Source organism: Neptuniibacter sp. QD48_11 (assembly GCF_047778095.1).
Classification (GTDB): Bacteria; Pseudomonadota; Gammaproteobacteria; order Pseudomonadales; family Balneatricaceae; genus Neptuniibacter.
The window spans coordinates 701,723-717,239 of record NZ_CP180551.1; the positions used below are offsets into that span (position 1 = coordinate 701,723).

At 44.5% G+C, this 15,517-nt stretch carries 19 protein-coding genes; 15 read left to right on the forward strand and 4 right to left on the reverse strand.

All coding sequences use genetic code 11. The features are described from left to right. The first annotated feature begins 91 nt into the window (after nt 1-91). The 11 genes from rpsF to ACMXYU_RS03105 all read left to right on the forward strand — a co-directional run bounded on the left by rpsF (nt 92) and on the right by ACMXYU_RS03105 (nt 9,855). Nucleotides 92-511, forward strand: a complete 420-nt coding sequence (gene rpsF / locus ACMXYU_RS03055) for a 30S ribosomal protein S6 (protein WP_415883523.1) — start codon at nt 92-94, stop codon at nt 509-511. Between the two features lie 23 nt (nt 512-534). Further along, nucleotides 535-762: a 30S ribosomal protein S18 gene (rpsR, locus tag ACMXYU_RS03060; RefSeq protein WP_007020960.1), complete on the forward strand. Its 228-nt coding sequence runs from the start codon at nt 535-537 to the stop codon at nt 760-762. Between the two features lie 18 nt (nt 763-780). Beyond that, nucleotides 781-1,635 carry a hypothetical protein gene (locus ACMXYU_RS03065; protein ID WP_415900144.1) on the forward strand — a complete coding sequence of 285 codons (855 nt, stop codon included), beginning with the start codon at nt 781-783 and terminating at the stop codon, nt 1,633-1,635. A 37-nt stretch (nt 1,636-1,672) separates the two neighbouring features. Then, nucleotides 1,673-2,119 carry a 50S ribosomal protein L9 gene (gene rplI, locus ACMXYU_RS03070; RefSeq protein WP_415883525.1) on the forward strand — a complete coding sequence of 149 codons (447 nt, stop codon included), beginning with the start codon at nt 1,673-1,675 and terminating at the stop codon, nt 2,117-2,119. 91 nt (nt 2,120-2,210) lie between these two features. Then, on the forward strand, nt 2,211-3,605 hold the full coding sequence (dnaB, locus tag ACMXYU_RS03075; protein ID WP_415901094.1) for a replicative DNA helicase: 1,395 nt from the start codon (nt 2,211-2,213) through the stop codon (nt 3,603-3,605). A 430-nt stretch (nt 3,606-4,035) separates the two neighbouring features. Beyond that, nucleotides 4,036-6,837 carry a monovalent cation/H+ antiporter subunit A gene (locus ACMXYU_RS03080; RefSeq protein WP_415893439.1) on the forward strand — a complete coding sequence of 934 codons (2,802 nt, stop codon included), beginning with the start codon at nt 4,036-4,038 and terminating at the stop codon, nt 6,835-6,837. Beyond that, nucleotides 6,837-7,193 carry a Na+/H+ antiporter subunit C gene (locus tag ACMXYU_RS03085; protein ID WP_415883527.1) on the forward strand — a complete coding sequence of 119 codons (357 nt, stop codon included), beginning with the start codon at nt 6,837-6,839 and terminating at the stop codon, nt 7,191-7,193. The genes ACMXYU_RS03080 and ACMXYU_RS03085 overlap by 1 nt, the downstream gene beginning before the upstream one ends. Then, nucleotides 7,193-8,710 carry a monovalent cation/H+ antiporter subunit D gene (locus ACMXYU_RS03090; RefSeq protein ID WP_415901095.1) on the forward strand — a complete coding sequence of 506 codons (1,518 nt, stop codon included), beginning with the start codon at nt 7,193-7,195 and terminating at the stop codon, nt 8,708-8,710. Before ACMXYU_RS03085 ends, ACMXYU_RS03090 begins: the two co-directional genes overlap by 1 nt. 3 nt (nt 8,711-8,713) lie before the next feature. Continuing rightward, nucleotides 8,714-9,202, forward strand: coding sequence for a Na+/H+ antiporter subunit E (locus tag ACMXYU_RS03095; RefSeq protein WP_415900145.1), 489 nt, complete (start codon nt 8,714-8,716; stop codon nt 9,200-9,202). Then, nucleotides 9,196-9,465, forward strand: coding sequence for a K+/H+ antiporter subunit F (locus tag ACMXYU_RS03100; RefSeq protein ID WP_415883529.1), 270 nt, complete (start codon nt 9,196-9,198; stop codon nt 9,463-9,465). Before ACMXYU_RS03095 ends, ACMXYU_RS03100 begins: the two co-directional genes overlap by 7 nt. Nucleotides 9,466-9,474: 9 nt before the next feature. Continuing rightward, nucleotides 9,475-9,855, forward strand: a complete 381-nt coding sequence (locus ACMXYU_RS03105; RefSeq protein WP_415900146.1) for a Na+/H+ antiporter subunit G — start codon at nt 9,475-9,477, stop codon at nt 9,853-9,855. A gap of 54 nt (nt 9,856-9,909) precedes the next feature. Here ACMXYU_RS03105 and ACMXYU_RS03110 read toward each other — a convergent pair whose 3' ends face one another. Together ACMXYU_RS03110 and bioA are read right to left on the reverse strand one after the other, a co-directional pair. After that, nucleotides 9,910-10,341, reverse strand: coding sequence for an acyl-CoA thioesterase (locus ACMXYU_RS03110; RefSeq protein ID WP_415887012.1), 432 nt, complete (start codon nt 10,339-10,341; stop codon nt 9,910-9,912). A 9-nt stretch (nt 10,342-10,350) separates the two neighbouring features. Then, the gene (gene bioA / locus ACMXYU_RS03115; RefSeq protein WP_415900147.1) at nt 10,351-11,637 is read right to left on the reverse strand and encodes an adenosylmethionine--8-amino-7-oxononanoate transaminase; all 1,287 of its coding nucleotides are present in this window, start codon (nt 11,635-11,637) and stop codon (nt 10,351-10,353) included. 323 nt (nt 11,638-11,960) lie between these two features. Here bioA and ACMXYU_RS03120 point away from each other — a divergent pair, with 323 nt between their 5' ends. The 4 genes from ACMXYU_RS03120 (at nt 11,961) to ACMXYU_RS03135 (ending at nt 14,735) form a co-directional block, all read left to right on the forward strand. Then, a complete protein-coding gene (locus tag ACMXYU_RS03120) occupies nt 11,961-12,413 on the forward strand; it encodes a hypothetical protein (protein ID WP_415900148.1) in 453 nt (150 codons plus the stop codon). Between the two features lie 75 nt (nt 12,414-12,488). Continuing rightward, nucleotides 12,489-13,340, forward strand: a complete 852-nt coding sequence (locus ACMXYU_RS03125) for a DUF692 domain-containing protein (protein WP_415900150.1) — start codon at nt 12,489-12,491, stop codon at nt 13,338-13,340. After that, nucleotides 13,321-14,097: a DUF2063 domain-containing protein gene (locus ACMXYU_RS03130; RefSeq protein ID WP_415900151.1), complete on the forward strand. Its 777-nt coding sequence runs from the start codon at nt 13,321-13,323 to the stop codon at nt 14,095-14,097. The genes ACMXYU_RS03125 and ACMXYU_RS03130 overlap by 20 nt, the downstream gene beginning before the upstream one ends. Nucleotides 14,098-14,138: 41 nt before the next feature. Next, nucleotides 14,139-14,735, forward strand: coding sequence for a DoxX family protein (locus ACMXYU_RS03135; RefSeq protein ID WP_415884637.1), 597 nt, complete (start codon nt 14,139-14,141; stop codon nt 14,733-14,735). Nucleotides 14,736-14,794: 59 nt separating this feature from the next. On the opposite strand, the gene ACMXYU_RS03140 is transcribed toward ACMXYU_RS03135, so the two are convergent. Beyond that, nucleotides 14,795-14,968 (reverse strand): hypothetical protein, encoded by a 174-nt coding sequence (locus ACMXYU_RS03140; protein WP_415893447.1) that lies wholly within the window; start codon nt 14,966-14,968, stop codon nt 14,795-14,797. 119 nt (nt 14,969-15,087) lie between these two features. Next, entirely contained in the window at nt 15,088-15,444 is a 357-nt protein-coding gene (locus ACMXYU_RS03145) for a hypothetical protein (protein WP_415900152.1), read from the reverse strand. Between the last annotated feature and the right edge of the window lie 73 nt (nt 15,445-15,517).

A 15,517-nucleotide genomic window follows, 5' to 3' on the forward strand; every position in this document is an offset into this window, starting at 1 on the left:
GAATTACGCGTCCTTTGGAGAACTATTTCCAATCTCCTTGCTGCCTACCACATGGTGTGGTCAGGGGGCTATTAACCCGAAAGGAGCTAAAATGCGTCATTATGAAATCGTATTTCTGGTTCACCCGAACCAGAGTGAGCAGGTTTCTGCGATGGTTGAGCGTTACACCTCTCTAATTGAAGGTGCAGAAGGCACAATTCATCGTCTAGAAGACTGGGGCCGCCGTCAGTTGGCTTACCCAATCAACAATGCTCATAAAGCACACTATGTCCTGATGAACATCGAATGTGGTCAGGAAACACTAGACGAGCTGGAAAACCTATTCCGTTACAACGATGCTGTTCTGCGTAACATGGTTATCCGTCGTAAAGAAGCGATCACTGAGATCTCTCCAATCAAAGCTGCTGAATCTCGCGAAGAGCGTAAGCCTCGCCGTGAAGAAAAGCCTGCTGAAAAGCCAGCTGAAGAAGCAGCACCTGCTGCGGAAGCTTCTGAAGAAGCTGCTGAGTAATTTAATTTCTGAGGAGAGATACAATGGCTCGTTTTTTCCGCCGTCGTAAGTTCTGCCGTTTTACGGCTGAAGGTGTTCAAGAGATCGATTACAAAGATCTGGACACGCTAAAAGGTTACATCACCGAAACTGGCAAAATCGTACCTAGCCGTATTACAGGTACTAAAGCGCGTTACCAGCGTCAGCTGGCAACTGCTATCAAGCGTGCTCGTTTCGTAGCGCTACTACCTTACACTGATAGCCATCAGTAATTAGGTAGGAGAGTCGCTATGCGTGCCTTGGCCAAATTGGTCATGAAAGGCCGTAAACAAGCGGCTTTTGTGGCGGTTATCGCCGCCTTGCTGCCATTACTATATTGGGTAAGTGCAGCTGCCGTCGCTTTGGTTACTTTACGTAAAGGCCGAAGTGAAGGCACCGGATTACTGGTTTGGGCATTGTTGCCTGCTGGAGTCTGGGCATACAGTGTGTCTGATCCGACACCACTGGCTGTAATTGTAGGAACTTATATCCTTGCAATTACTTTGAGAGAGACAGTTTCTTGGGCGAAAGTGCTGATGATTGCACTGCCTGTAGGAGCTATAGCGAGCGTAGGCATGGATATAATGCTTAGCAGCTATCTCGACGAAGTAATTAAACGGTTGGATGAGTTTTTAGTGCAGTCAGCTAGTCAGGCTAACCAAGAGGTTAAGCTTGATCCTGAGCAGCTAAGGCAGCTCATGTTGGGCGGATTAACATCAGTGCATACGGTAATGATGCTTGTCAGTGTAATGCTGGCGCGCTCTTGGCAAGCTGGGTTATACAACCCGAGCGGTTTTCAGCGAGAGTTTCATGTATTGAGACTGCCTCAGCTGTATACAGGAGTGTTAATAGCGGCATCGTTCGTTTGCTACCAGTTAGATCTGGAGTCGTTACGCTGGTTACCACTGTTGCTGTTACCTTGGATCATTGCGGGTATCGCATTGGTGCATGGCAGTTTGGCTAAACGTGATTTAGGAAGGTCTTGGTTGGTTGCCTTTTATGTTGCAGCCTTCTTTATGGGACCGTATGTGATTACGCTGCTGGTATTTGCGGCTGCTATTGATAGTTTTGTCGATATCAGGGCGCGAATTCCAGTTAAGAATTAGGACTGCAATTCTTTGCAGAACAAAAGAGGTTTACGAGATGGAAGTTATTCTGCTCGAGAAAATTGGTAAGCTAGGTAACCTCGGTGACAAAGTTTCCGTAAAAAGCGGTTTCGGTCGTAACTACCTAGTACCGCAGGGCAAAGCTGTTCCTGCAACTGAAGCTAACGTTGCTAAATTTGAAGAGCGTCGTGCTGAGCTAGAAGCTGCAGCTGCTGAAAAACTAGCTGCTGCTACTGCGCGTGCTGAAGCGCTGAACGAGAAAGAAGTTACTATCACTGCTAAGTGTGGTGACGAAGGTAAGTTGTTCGGTTCTATCGGTACTCGTGACATCGCTGACGCTGTAACTGCTGCTGGTGCAGACGTTGATAAGAGTGAAGTTCGTCTTCCTGAAGGTGCTCTACGCGCTATCGGTGAATTCGACATCGCTATTCAACTACACCCAGAAGTTACTGCTACAGTTAAGCTTGCTGTTGTAGGCGAGTAATCGTCTTTAGCTAAGCTGTACTGTACTGTACTATAAAGCACTGCGTGGATTTTCCATGCGGTGCTTTTTTGTTTTTAGGCTGTTGTGAATGATGGAAAAAAGTGAACTAACGGATGAAGATCTAGCAAGGATCAAAGTGCCTCCCCATTCTATGGAAGCTGAGCAATCGGTTTTGGGTGGTTTGATGCTAGATAACAATGCTTGGGATACCGTCTCTGAGGTGGTCCTAGATGATAACTTCTATCGTCAGGAGCATCGCAAAATCTATCGTACGATGCGGAAGCTGGTTAACGATGGTAATCCGATTGATGTTGTTACTTTATCTGAAGAGTTGGATCGTACCGGTGATCTAGAAAGTGCGGGCGGGCTAGATTATTTGATCGAGCTTGCTAAGAACACGCCAAGTGCGTCCAACATCCGTGCTTATTCTGAAATTGTTCGCGACCGTTCCCTTTTGCGTCAAATGATCTCGGCAGCCAATGAAATCGCCGATGATGCCTTTAATCCCGATGGCAAATCTTCCGAAGAGATTTTGAACTCCGCAGAGCAAAAGATCTTCCAAATTGCGGAAGACCGCCCTAATCAAGGCGGTCCTGAAGGTGTAAATGAGCTACTGAAAAAAGCAGTAGATCGAATTGATACCTTATTTAACAGTGATGGGGATATGACCGGTGTAACTACCGGATTTGATGATCTTGATGCCAAAACGGCAGGCCTTCAGCCTTCGGACCTAATTATTGTTGCTGCACGTCCTTCGATGGGTAAAACCACATTTGCCATGAACTTGGTGGAAAATGCCTTAATGGCGAGTAATAAGCCAGTTTTGGTATTTAGTTTGGAGATGCCTGCGGAACAGTTGATGACGCGTATGTTGTCTTCGTTGGGTCGTATCGATCAGACGCGAGTGCGGACTGGTTCGTTGGAAGAAGAGGATTGGCCAAAACTTACAACAGCCGTCAATATGATGCGTGATAAGCCTTTGTTTATTGATGATCAGGCAGGTATCAGTCCTAACGAATTGCGTACCCGTGCTCGTCGAATCGTGCGTGAGCATGGTCCATTATCTCTGATCATGATTGACTATCTGCAGTTAATGCAGATGAAAACCCCGGGTATTGAAAGTCGTACCCAAGAGATTTCTGAAATATCTCGTTCTTTGAAGGCGATAGCGAAAGAGCTTGAATGTCCTGTTGTTGCCTTGTCTCAGCTTAACCGTACGCTTGAGCAGCGTCCGAATAAGCGCCCTGTAAACTCAGATTTGCGTGAATCGGGTGCGATTGAGCAGGATGCTGACGTGATTATGTTTATCTACCGCGATGAAGTTTATAACGAAGATTCAGAGCACAAGGGTGTGGCTGAAATTATCATTGGTAAGCAGCGTAACGGCCCAATCGGTACGAGTCGTCTGGCCTTTATTGGTAAGTACACTAAGTTTGAAAACTTGGCTCCTGATGTCTATGCGCAATATGCTGGTATGGATGATTAAAAGTACTTGGGGTTGATATAGTGTCTGAAGTTGATACTCTGATCTTGGCTTTTTAATTAATTATCATAGAGTTATTCTAATAACTGCTAAGCTGATAGTGTTTTATTGTTGTTAGTATTCGGTACTGTCGTTACATCTAAATAATCTGGATAGGGCGTGTTTTTGCACTAGAATAGTGCTGATGTTTGCCCAACTATAGTGCTCTTTTAAGTGAGAAACGGCTCGAAAAAAATTATTAAATTCATATGTAGATAAATACCCACTTTATTGGTGAATATTGGGGTTTAGGAAGGTGAGTTTCCATGGACAGTGTGAATAAAAACATAGAAAATTGGGTTGTTTTCATGCCCTTACGTTAGGGTGGTTACAAAGTAGTGAAAACGCATTTCTATCCATTCTTGGTAATGGGATTAACCGGAAAAAGACACGTATGAAATTGTTTGCGGTATTGTTATTACCCTTATTGGGCAGCCTTGTGCCATTGTATGCTGCTCGTTTTAGTCGAACCGTCTGTACTATTTTAACTGCGATTGCACCTGCGGTTGCTTTAGGAATAGTTCTCTCTATCAGTCCACAGTTACTTCAAGGCGAGGTGTTTGCTCACGCTGTTGATTGGGTGCCTGCGGCTGGTTTGGAACTATCTGTCAGGCTCGATGGTTTAAGCTTCCTTTTCTTATTGTTGATATTGGGCATCGGTCTTTTGATCATTTTGTATGCTCGGTATTACTTATCCCAGAAAGACTCTATAGGTAAATTCTTTGCCTATTTGATGCTGTTCATGACCGCTATGGTGGGGATCGTTGCTTCGGGCAACTTGATTCAAATGTGGTTCTTCTGGGAATTGACTAGTATTAGTTCTTTCCTGCTTATTAGCTTCTGGTCAGATAAAACAGAAGCACGTAAAGGCGCGCGTATGGCGCTGACTGTAACAGGTGCGGGTGGTTTAGCACTGTTAGCAGGCGTGATTCTAATTGGCCAAGTAGTTGGCAGTTATGATCTTCAAGCAGTGCTCGATAGTGGTGACTTAATTCGAGAATCTGCTCAGTATCCATTTATCTTGGTGTTAGTGCTTTTGGGGGCTTTTACAAAATCTGCTCAGTTCCCATTCCACTTCTGGCTCCCAAATGCGATGGCAGCTCCAACTCCTGTAAGTGCATACCTTCACTCAGCGACGATGGTAAAAGCGGGTATCTTCCTGATGGCGCGTTTCTACCCAGTACTATCTGGAACAGATATGTGGTTCTTGATTGTGAGTATCACAGGTCTATGTACGCTGTTAGTCGGTGCCTATATCGCGCTCTTTAAGCATGATTTAAAAGGCCTTCTTGCTTATTCAACAATCAGTCATCTTGGCTTGATTACGCTGTTGTTAGGTATGGATACACGAATGGCTGCTGTCGCTGCAATCTTCCATATCATTAACCACGCGACCTTTAAAGCATCGCTCTTTATGGCGGCGGGTATTATCGATCACGAGGCTGGTTCACGTGATATGCGTCAGCTAAATGGCCTGTGGAAATATATGCCGTATACCGCGACCTTAGCGATTATCGCTGCTGCGTCTATGGCAGGTGTGCCGTTGCTAAATGGTTTCCTATCTAAAGAGATGTTCTTCACGGAAGCATTGGATCAAGCAACCCTAGGTTCACTCTCTTGGGTGATACCGGTGTTGGCGACAGTAGGTGCGGCTTTCTCTGTAGCGTATTCATTGCGTTTTATCCATGATGTTTTCTTTAATGGTGAGCCGGTTAATTTGCCGAAAACACCGCATGAGCCGCCTCGCTACATGAAAGTACCGGTAGAAATCCTGGTCGCTATTTGTATTGTTGTGGGCTTGGTTCCAGGCATCGTTGTTATTGATCTACTGAATGCAGCTTCAATCGCTACTTTGCAAGGCCCAATGCCTGAATTTAGCTTAGCGATTTGGCACGGCTTTAACGTACCGTTGTTGATGAGTGTGCTGGCCATGCTCGGTGGCTTTATCATCTACTACAACCGTAAAAAGCTTTTCCAATTCCAAGGCCAATTCCCAGAGCCAGATTCTAAATTGGTATTTGAAGGTTGGGTGCAAAGACTGGTTAACTCAACTCGCGCAGTCAATGAGTGGATTGAAAACGGTTCACTACAACGTTATTTGTCTATTTTCTTGTTTATGATCTTCGCGGTTTCAGTTATGCCTCTGGTTTATTTACAAGAAACCGCAGGGAATAGATCACAAATACCGCTTGATTATGCTTCGGGTACAGCCGCTTTGCTGTTGATCCTGGCTGCGATTGCGACCATGGTTTGGCACAGAAAACGTTTAACCTCTCTACTGATGCTTTCTGTCGTAGGTCTAATCGTGTCGGTAGCCTTTACTCGTTTCTCTGCGCCAGACCTTGCACTAACGCAGTTGGCTGTAGAAGTAGTAACCGTCATCCTGTTGATGCTTGCATTGTTCTTCTTGCCTAAGACTACACCGAAAGAATCGTCTCCTCGACGTTTGGTTCGTGACCTCAGTATCTCGGCATTGATCGGTGGCATCATTGGTACGGTTAACTACGCAATGATGACGCGTCCGCTTGAATCGATCTCTGATTTCTTCGTTGCGAACAGTAAAACAGGTGGCGGCGGAACAAACGTGGTTAACGTGATTCTGGTGGACTTCCGTGGTTTTGATACCTTTGGTGAAATTACGGTACTGGGTATTGCAGCGTTGGGTATCTATAAACTGATTGTTCGTATGCGTCTTTACATGCCTTCTGGTGATGAGCATGGCCGTCACTGGAGCACTGATTCCCATCCAATGGTACTGTCGACGATTTCTCAGATGTTACTGCCTTTGGCGTTACTGGTCTCAGTTTACATCTTCTTGCGCGGCCATAATGAACCGGGCGGTGGTTTCATTGCAGGCCTTATCACGGCCGTGGCAATAATCCAGCAGTACATTGCGAATGGTGTTGAATGGATGAAAGAGAACATTCGTCTGAAATATCAGGCGCTGATTGGTTCCGGTCTGTTGATTGCATTTATGACCGGGGTCGGTAGTTTCATATTCGATCGTCCATTCCTAACTTCATGGTTTGATTACTTCAAATGGCCTTGGGTCGGCAAATTTGAGCTGGCGAGTGCCATGTTGTTTGACTTGGGTGTTTATCTCACTGTTGTTGGTGCAACCATGATGATTTTGGCAAACCTAGGTAAATTGACAACTTCAGAACGAGTAGACGCTCGTGAGTTGGAGAACCTGTAATGGAATTAATGTATGCGCTCTGCGTGGGTGTGTTAACGACCTGCGGTATTTTTCTGACTCTTCGAGGTCGTACGTTCCCTGTAGTTATGGGACTGACAATGCTGTCCTATGCTGTAAACCTTTTCCTATTCTCCAGCGGTCGACTGGTTGTTAATGGGGCTGCTATTTTAGGCTCGTCTGAACAATATGCCGATCCTCTGCCTCAAGCATTGGTTCTGACTGCCATCGTGATTGGCTTTGCGATGACGGCGTACGCGGTCATCTTAGCGATGAGGGCTCGTGCGGATTTGGGTAATGACCATGTTGATGGGCGTGAAAAAGCTTTGGATATTGAGAAGAAGGATAAGTCGAAATGATGCAGCATCTTCCGATTTTACCTGTTTTACTGCCAATGCTAACGGCGGTGCTTATGATGTTGCCGCCTTTCTCTACGACGCTAAACCGTCAGAGGTTCATCACTTTTGTTGGTGCAGCAGTTACTTTAATTGTCGCAATTCAATTGCTGATTACGGCGGGTAGCGGTGAAATTACCATTTATCAGTTAGGTAACTGGCAAGCGCCATTCGGTATTGTTCTTGTTGCTGATCGCTTATCTAGTTTGATGATCTTGCTGACCATGGTTCTAGCCTTTGGTGCTTTGCTCTATGGTGCCGCAGGGGATGATCGAGCAGGTATGTTCTTCTATCCGCTGTTTATGTTCCAGTTGATGGGGATTAACGGAGCATTCCTTACAGGGGATATCTTTAACCTGTTCGTATTCTTCGAGGTGCTGTTGCTTGCTTCTTATGCGTTGGTTGTTCACGGCGGTGGTAAGCAGAAGACGTTGGCGAGCGTACATTATGTAACGTTAAACCTCGTGGGTTCAGCGCTATTTCTGTTCGCACTAGGGATTATGTATGGGGTCTTGGGAACTCTAAATATCGCCGATATGGCAGTGAAAATTCGTACCTTGTCTGGCGAGGATAAATTGCTCGCACAAATCGGCGGTATGATGCTTTTACTTGTTTTTGGTTTGAAGTCTGCGATGTTCCCACTGCACTTCTGGCTATCGAGAACCTACTCGAGTGTTAGCGCACCTGTAGCCGCGTTATTCGCGATTATGACCAAGGTAGGTATATACAGTATTTTGCGTATCTTTACCGTTGTTTTTGGCGACTATGCTGGCGAGTTAGCTAACCTTGCTGGTCCTTGGTTATGGCCGATCGCGGTGCTGACACTCGTTATGGGTGCTATAGGCGCTCTAGCAAGTCAGACATTGCGTATGTTGGTTTCTAATCTAGTGATTGTTTCTGTCGGTACGCTACTGTGTGCTTTGGCAATCAATACACCTGAATCTGCATCCGCGGCACTTTATTATCTGATCCATTCAACGCTTATTACTGGCGCGATGTTCCTGCTTGCTGATGCTATTGCTGAACAGAGGGGTAAAGTATCAGATCGTTTTGCTCGTTCTCGTAGAATGTGTCAGTCGCTTCCGCTTGGAATTGCATTTGCGCTAGCTGCTATATCAATGATTGGTTTGCCGCCTTTCTCAGGCTTCTTGGGGAAAGTGATGATACTGCAAACGGCTGTGGAGCCTGCAGAGATGGCTTGGGCATGGTCTGCTATTTTGCTTGCTAGCTTGATGGGTGTTGTCGCGATGTCGCGAGGCGGTTCTACTTTGTTTTGGCGAGTTAGCGGTGATGCAAACCACTGTGAAAAATTACCAAAAGTGAAGTTTGTTGCGGTCTTCTTCCTGCTTGTGATGTCGCCGCTATTGGTGATCTTTGGTGGTCCCGTGACTGAGTTTACTCAGGAAACCGCGAACCAAATTTATCAGCAAGCAGAAAATCCTTATATGTTGCTGCCAGCGTCAAATGAGAATGGAGGTTAAGGTATGAGTATGATCTTTCCAATGCCTTGGCAAAGCTTAATTTTATTTGTCGTTTGGCTGTTGCTGAATGAATCGATCGCACCGGGTCATCTGGTACTAGCTTCTATCTTAGCGATTGGCATTCCTTTACTGTTAAGAGGAACTCAACTTCACCGTTTAAATATAAACAAACCAGTTCAAGTGGTCTTATATGCTCTAAAAGTTTTAGGAGATATTGTCTCTGCAAACTTTGAAGTGGCTGTTCAAGTGCTTGGGCCTGCTAAACATTTGAAGCCTGGTTTTCTAGCGATTCCTTTGGATATAGAGGGCGACTTTCCTATTACTGTATTGGCCAGTACGATCTCTTTAACGCCAGGAACAGTAAGCGCTGAAGTTTCCATCGACCAGAAATGGTTATACGTGCATGCGCTTAACCTTGTGGATGAGGCGGGAACTATAAAAGAGATTAAAGAGCGCTACGAGCAGCCATTGAAGGAGATTTTCGGATGTTAATGTTCTGTCTTATTGCTGCTACAGCCATGGTTGTGATTGCGATGACGCTCAACCTTGTAACCTTGTTTAATGGTCCAGATCAGCCAGATCGCATTTTGGCGTTGGATACTATGTATATAAATAGTATTGCTTTGATCCTTTTGTTTGGCTTGATTATGGGCACATCGCTCTATTTTGAAGCGGCTCTTTTGATTGCAATGTTAGGTTTCGTAAGTACAGCGGCATTGTGTAAATATCTGTTACGTGGCGACATCATTGAGTAGGAATTAAGCATGGGTTTTTATATTGAGCTAATTGGCTCGGCATTGCTGCTAATGGGTGGAGCTTTTGTTCTTTTAGGCTCGATCGGTTTAATGAAAATGCCTGATTTTTATATGCGTTTGCATACACCGACGAAAGCTACAACCTTAGGTATGGGGGCTATTCTTATAGCTTCGATGTTGATCACTTCCTACCGTAATGGTGGCGTGAGTGCTCACGAGCTTTTGATTACGATCTTCCTTTTCATAACAGCGCCTGTAAGTGCAATGATGTTGGCGAAAACAGCATTACACCTGCAAGTAAAAATTCATAAAGGCAGCGTAAATGAAGAGTTAGCTGAACCGGCGAAACATCGGGAGCCGCCAGGGCAAAGCGAAAAGCCTGAAGGCTAAATTATTATGAAAAAGGGGCATTGAGTGCCCCTTTTTTTGTGTAGGAATATTTGCTTAAGCGTCTTTAATAACTTTGTTAATAAAAGCTTCTGGCACAGCAGTAACACTACGTTTTTCGTAGTCAAAGAAAACGACGCCCGTTTTCGCGTGTGCCACTTCAACAGCAGTTTTCTTGTTGGTTATCAGATAGAAAAAGTCGAATCCATACTTATTAATATCGGCTAATGCGATATCGATTTGCAGTTGGTCACCATGGAATCCTTCTGCTTTATATACGATGGCCGAGTCAGTCATGATAAGGCCAAGCCCTTCAATATCTAACTCTCCATAATGATAATGGCTGAGGAAGCGAATGCGCGCTTCATGCACGATAGAGAGCATGGCATCGTTACTTAGATGGCCACCGTAATTAATATCACTGATTCGCACAGGTAATTCTGTGGAAAAAATATAGTTGTCAGGCATATCTAGCTTAATGCGAGCCATATCTAATCCTTAAGGTTTGTAAACTGAGACAGCATCTACCATTCCAGAGGTGAGCTTTTCTAATTCATCGTTTGTCATGATGTAAGGTGGCATCACGTACACCAGTTTCCCGAAGGGTCTTATCCACAAATCGCGCTCTATAAATAGCTTTTGAATCTCGGCAGTATTAACAGCTTCTTTCATCTCGATGACGCCAATAGCGCCTAAGCTACGTACCTCATGTACATTATCTAACTCCGCTGCTGGTGCTAAGCCTGCTTTTAATCCGGCTTCGATTCGAGTGACGTTTGTCTGCCAGTCGTTTTTAACTAATAACTCTAAGCTTTTATTGGCAATAGCGCATGCTAGAGGGTTGCCCATAAACGTAGGTCCGTGCATAAAGCAGCCTGCACCACCTGCGGAGATTGTTTCACCGATATGTGTTGTCGTCAGTGTAGCTGCTAAAGACATGTAACCGCCGGTAATCGCCTTACCCAGACAAAGAATATCAGGTTCGATACCTGCATGTTCACACGCAAACAGCTTACCACTTCGACCAAAACCAGTCGCAATCTCGTCGGCAATAAGCAATACATCAAATTCAGTGCACAGTGCGCGAGCTTCTTTCAAATACTGCGGTGAGTAAAAGCGCATACCGCCTGCGCCCTGAACAACGGGCTCTAAGATCAGTGCTGTTATTTCTGAATGATGTTGTTCAAGTAATTGGCGTAAAGGAGCGATATCGCTTTCATCCCAGCTCTGTTCAAATTTTGTTTGAGGAGCTGGCGCAAAGAAATGTTGTGGTAGTACACCAGTAAAAATTTCATGCATGCCCGTAACCGGATCACATACGGCCATCGCACCAAAGGTATCACCGTGATAGCCATTTTTAATGGTAAGCAGCTTATGTTTTTCTGGCTTACCGCGGGCGTGTTGATATTGAATTGCCATTTTAAGAGCGACTTCAACGGCAACAGAGCCTGAGTCTGCGATAAACACTTTATCGAGATTGGCAGGAGTCATCTCTACCAGCTTTTGGCAGAGATTGATTGCAGGTTCATGAGTAAGGCCGCCAAACATGACATGCGCCACTTTATCGATCTGTTCATGTGCTGCTTGGTTTAATTCTGGATTGTTATAGCCGTGAATAACCGACCACCACGATGCCATCCCATCGATAAGTTCTTTGCCGTTACTTAGCTTTAATTTAACGCCACTAGCCGATTCGACAGGGTAAACCGCGGGAGGATTAATCATGGATGAGTAGGGGTGCCAAATGTGTTGCTGGTCAAAAGAAACCTGCTCAGAAGTGATCATGCTTAGGAGTGCCCTTAATCGAAATTTTTTAATTAGGAGTATTAGAGCCTGCTTAAAATTTTTGATCAAGACAAGTTCTTATTTTATCTCTGAACGATTGTTATGTAAGAAAGCTCTAAAATATGATTTTTTTGTAACATGTTAATAAATAAGCGAAAAGCTAATAAAAAATGAGTGATTATGAAAAAAAATTCACTTAATTTAGAACTTGGTGAAACTTTATTCACAAGCTGTAGTCACAAACGCAAGAGCTCGTGACAGGCTCTGAGTTTTACAACTAACGCAAGATAATAAATTTTGTTCAATTTTGGGGTGAATTAAGAATGGCTAATAACAATACATCTGTAAAACCTATGGTTGCCGCTGTTGGTGCAGCATTTATGACTGGTATGGTTGCGGCGCCTGTTGCGACAGCTGCAGAAAACCCATTTGCTACAACTGATCTATCTTCTGGTTATAGCCAGCAAGTTGCTATGAATGAAGGCAAATGCGGCGAAGGTAAGTGCGGTGGTAAGAAAGCTGAGAAGTCTGAAGGCAAGTGCGGTGAAGGTAAATGCGGCGGTAAAAAAGCTGATAAGTCTGAAGGCAAATGTGGTGAAGGTAAGTGCGGTGGTGATAAAGCTGCTAAGTCTGAAGGCAAGTGCGGTGAAGGTAAATGTGGCGGTGACAAAGCTGCAAAATCTGAAGGCAAATGCGGTGAAGGCAAGTGTGGTGGTGACAAAACTGCTAAGTCTGAAGGCAAGTGTGGCGAAGGTAAATGTGGCGGTTCTAAATAAGCCCAAGTACGCTTTGTAGTACTTAATAGAGACCCTGAACCCTCAGGGTCTTTTGACTTAAAGGCTAGGTGTTTTATGAATAAAGACCGCTATCCCGTTACTGGGGCAGGCTTCGGCTTTCGCCGTTGTATGTCCGAGACATTAAAAGAAATTGATCCAAATGGATTTGATTTTCTAGAGATCGCGCCGGAAAACTGGATGGGGCTTGGTGGGCGTTTCGGTAAAGCGTTTAAACAATACACCGAAAAACACCCTTTTATGGCTCATGGTCTATCTCTATCTATCGGTAGCCCTTCGCCTTTAGATATGGATTTTTTGACTCGCCTTAAAGCCTTTCTAAAAGAACATAACATTCGCGGTTACTCTGAACATCTCAGCTACTGTTCTGATGATGGTCATCTTTATGATTTGATGCCGATCCCTTTTACTGCTGAAGCGGTGAAATACGTAGCAGAGCGGATACGTCAGGTTCAAGATGTGCTTGAGCAAAGAATTGCGATGGAAAACGTCTCGTACTATGCAGCGCCTGGTGCTGAGATGACCGAGCAAGAATTTTTGTTAGCTGTCTTGGAAGAAGCTGACTGCGATCTGTTGCTCGATGTTAATAACATCTATGTAAACAGTATCAACCATGGCTATGATGCTGAGGCGTTCTTAAGGGCAATGCCTGCTGAACGGATCATGTATCTTCATATCGCAGGTCATTACAACGAGGCTGAAGACCTTATCGTTGATACGCATGGAGCGCCTGTTGTTGATCCAGTTTGGTCTTTGTTGGAATCTACATATGACCAATTTGGTTTAGTGCCGACGTTATTAGAGCGTGACTTTAATATTCCTCCGCTGCCTGAACTATTAGCTGAGGTAGATCAGGTTCGTTCCTATCAAAATCAATGGAAGATGCGCCATGCACAAACCGTTGCCTGAAATGCCTAAGTTCCAGCAGCTACAATACGAGTTTGCTGCACATATTCGGAATCCCGATGAGAATGATGGTCCTGATGGTATCGAAGACCGTCGCATGGGTATATACCGAGACCTCTTCTTCAATAATGTTGAAGGTTTTTTGTCTGGCAATTTCCCGGTTTTAAAACAGATCAGTTCGAAAGAGTATTGGACTAAGTTGGCGCGCGGTTTTTTTGATAAACATCGTTGTCATACGCCTTACTTTCTTGAGATTGGTCAGGAATTTATTGCTTACGTTCAAAATGAGCGAGAACCACAGGCAGATGATCCAGCGTTTCTATTAGAGCTGATTCATTATGAATGGGTTGAACTCGCATTAGATGCGTCAGAGATAGAGCTACCTTTGCAATATGTTGATGTTAATGGCGATCTGTTAACGCAACATCCCGTGCAATCGCCTTTGGCTTGGCTTCTCTCTTATCAGTATCCGGTACATTGTGTACGTCCAGATTATCAGCCGACAGAACCATCAGACACACCAACTTTCTTGATTGCTTACCGTAATCGCGAAGATGAAGTGCAGTTTATGGAAGTTAATTCAGTGACTGGACGGTTGTTGTATCTGTTATCTGAAGATGAATCACTCACAGGTGAGCAGGCGTTACAGCAAATCGCGAGTGAGATGCAGCATCCTGATCCATCCCAAGTGGTTTCAGGCGGTTTAAGTACATTGGAGCATCTGCGTTCTAAGGGCATAGTGTTAGGTACAAGAGTTTAGTTACCACTCATTGGATAACGGGTGAAGTTATGTCGAATCCTATGGTTAGTTTTGTTAGTCGATTACAAGATATCTTAGATAATACGAAGTGTGCAGATGGTCTAGCGCCTTTGTTGTTGAGATTGTATCTCGCGCCTGTGTTTTTGCAGGCGGGCTGGAATAAATATATTGGTTTCGAGAACACCGTTGAGTGGTTTGGAAACAAAGAGTGGGGTCTAGGCTTACCGTTCCCTGAACTCCTGGCTGCAATGGCTACCGGTACCGAATTAATTGGCGGTGTGTTGCTGCTTATTGGTTTTGCTGTTCGCTGGATTAGCATTCCGTTAATGGTAACTATGCTAGTGGCTGCATTTGCCGTGCATTGGGAAAACGGTTGGTTAGCTATCTCTGATGGTGGTAGTTGGTTGGCCAATGACAGAGTCATGGAGGCCCAAGAGCGTCTGGCTGCGGCAAAGAGTTTGCTGCAGGAGCATGGGCACTACGATTGGCTAACGGGGCGTGGATCTGTTGTTATTTTAAATAACGGGATAGAGTTTGCTATCACCTATTTCGTGATGTTGTTCAGTTTGTTCTTTACTGGTGCTGGGCGATTCGTGAGTGTGGATTATTGGATCCGCCGCTGCTGTAAACAAGATTAGAATTTAGATATAAAAAAGGCCTCGATTTAGAGGCCTTTTTTATTGGGGATAAATATCGATTAACGAGGTTGTGTCGGATTAACGATCAGAGACACAAATGCGTCGTTATACCAATGAGATGCACTAATAAGATCGGTAAAGGATTCAGATTCTAAAACACGCTCTAAATAACATTCAAACAGTGCGCTGGATTCTTCGATCATTTGTTCAGCTTGTGCAAAAGTAAAGTTCATATACACCTCAATAGTTAACCTGACTCCTTCAGACTTCTATCCCAAATAAAAATCCGAGCATTTTAATCGGGTTTTATACTTTAGTCAAAGTTTTGTTTAAATATTGATCAGGTGTTTGGTTATAAGCTTTTGTTTGTTTGGTTGTCGGATGAGGGCGTTTGCGACCCTACGGAATCTTTTATTTCATCTAGCATATCGTTTAACAAAGGCGCGCATTCATTGCCCGCGTCTAAAGCATTGTCGATAACCTGGCCGACAGTAGGAGATTCCTTCTGATTCAACGCTTGTTGATCATCCATGCATTGCATGTAGTTCTTCAGATAGATAGAACTCGTCTTTCCCGTGCTTTCAAGCTGCTCGATACTCTCGGGCAGTGTGAGTAACCAATCAGGAAACTGTTCTAAATGTTCGTTTGCTTGTGCTGATGCCGAAAAAGTCACTAGTGCAGTGCAAATCAATGCGCGTAAATACAGCATATAAGCCTCCAAAAGCTATAGGCGTATATTAATTAGTTTAGCCTGAAGAAGAGCTGAATCAGTCTCGCTATCG

Coding starts and splice junctions, on each gene's coding strand:
- rpsF (WP_415883523.1), top strand. CDS start 92: ATGCGTCATTATGAAATCGTATTTCTGGTTCACCCGAACCAGAGTGAG.
- rpsR (WP_007020960.1), top strand. CDS start 535: ATGGCTCGTTTTTTCCGCCGTCGTAAGTTCTGCCGTTTTACGGCTGAA.
- ACMXYU_RS03065 (WP_415900144.1), top strand. CDS start 781: ATGCGTGCCTTGGCCAAATTGGTCATGAAAGGCCGTAAACAAGCGGCT.
- rplI (WP_415883525.1), top strand. CDS start 1,673: ATGGAAGTTATTCTGCTCGAGAAAATTGGTAAGCTAGGTAACCTCGGT.
- dnaB (WP_415901094.1), top strand. CDS start 2,211: ATGGAAAAAAGTGAACTAACGGATGAAGATCTAGCAAGGATCAAAGTG.
- ACMXYU_RS03080 (WP_415893439.1), top strand. CDS start 4,036: ATGAAATTGTTTGCGGTATTGTTATTACCCTTATTGGGCAGCCTTGTG.
- ACMXYU_RS03085 (WP_415883527.1), top strand. CDS start 6,837: ATGGAATTAATGTATGCGCTCTGCGTGGGTGTGTTAACGACCTGCGGT.
- ACMXYU_RS03090 (WP_415901095.1), top strand. CDS start 7,193: ATGCAGCATCTTCCGATTTTACCTGTTTTACTGCCAATGCTAACGGCG.
- ACMXYU_RS03095 (WP_415900145.1), top strand. CDS start 8,714: ATGAGTATGATCTTTCCAATGCCTTGGCAAAGCTTAATTTTATTTGTC.
- ACMXYU_RS03100 (WP_415883529.1), top strand. CDS start 9,196: ATGTTAATGTTCTGTCTTATTGCTGCTACAGCCATGGTTGTGATTGCG.
- ACMXYU_RS03105 (WP_415900146.1), top strand. CDS start 9,475: ATGGGTTTTTATATTGAGCTAATTGGCTCGGCATTGCTGCTAATGGGT.
- ACMXYU_RS03110 (WP_415887012.1), bottom strand. CDS start 10,341: ATGGCTCGCATTAAGCTAGATATGCCTGACAACTATATTTTTTCCACA.
- bioA (WP_415900147.1), bottom strand. CDS start 11,637: ATGATCACTTCTGAGCAGGTTTCTTTTGACCAGCAACACATTTGGCAC.
- ACMXYU_RS03120 (WP_415900148.1), top strand. CDS start 11,961: ATGGCTAATAACAATACATCTGTAAAACCTATGGTTGCCGCTGTTGGT.
- ACMXYU_RS03125 (WP_415900150.1), top strand. CDS start 12,489: ATGAATAAAGACCGCTATCCCGTTACTGGGGCAGGCTTCGGCTTTCGC.
- ACMXYU_RS03130 (WP_415900151.1), top strand. CDS start 13,321: ATGCACAAACCGTTGCCTGAAATGCCTAAGTTCCAGCAGCTACAATAC.
- ACMXYU_RS03135 (WP_415884637.1), top strand. CDS start 14,139: ATGGTTAGTTTTGTTAGTCGATTACAAGATATCTTAGATAATACGAAG.
- ACMXYU_RS03140 (WP_415893447.1), bottom strand. CDS start 14,968: ATGAACTTTACTTTTGCACAAGCTGAACAAATGATCGAAGAATCCAGC.
- ACMXYU_RS03145 (WP_415900152.1), bottom strand. CDS start 15,444: ATGCTGTATTTACGCGCATTGATTTGCACTGCACTAGTGACTTTTTCG.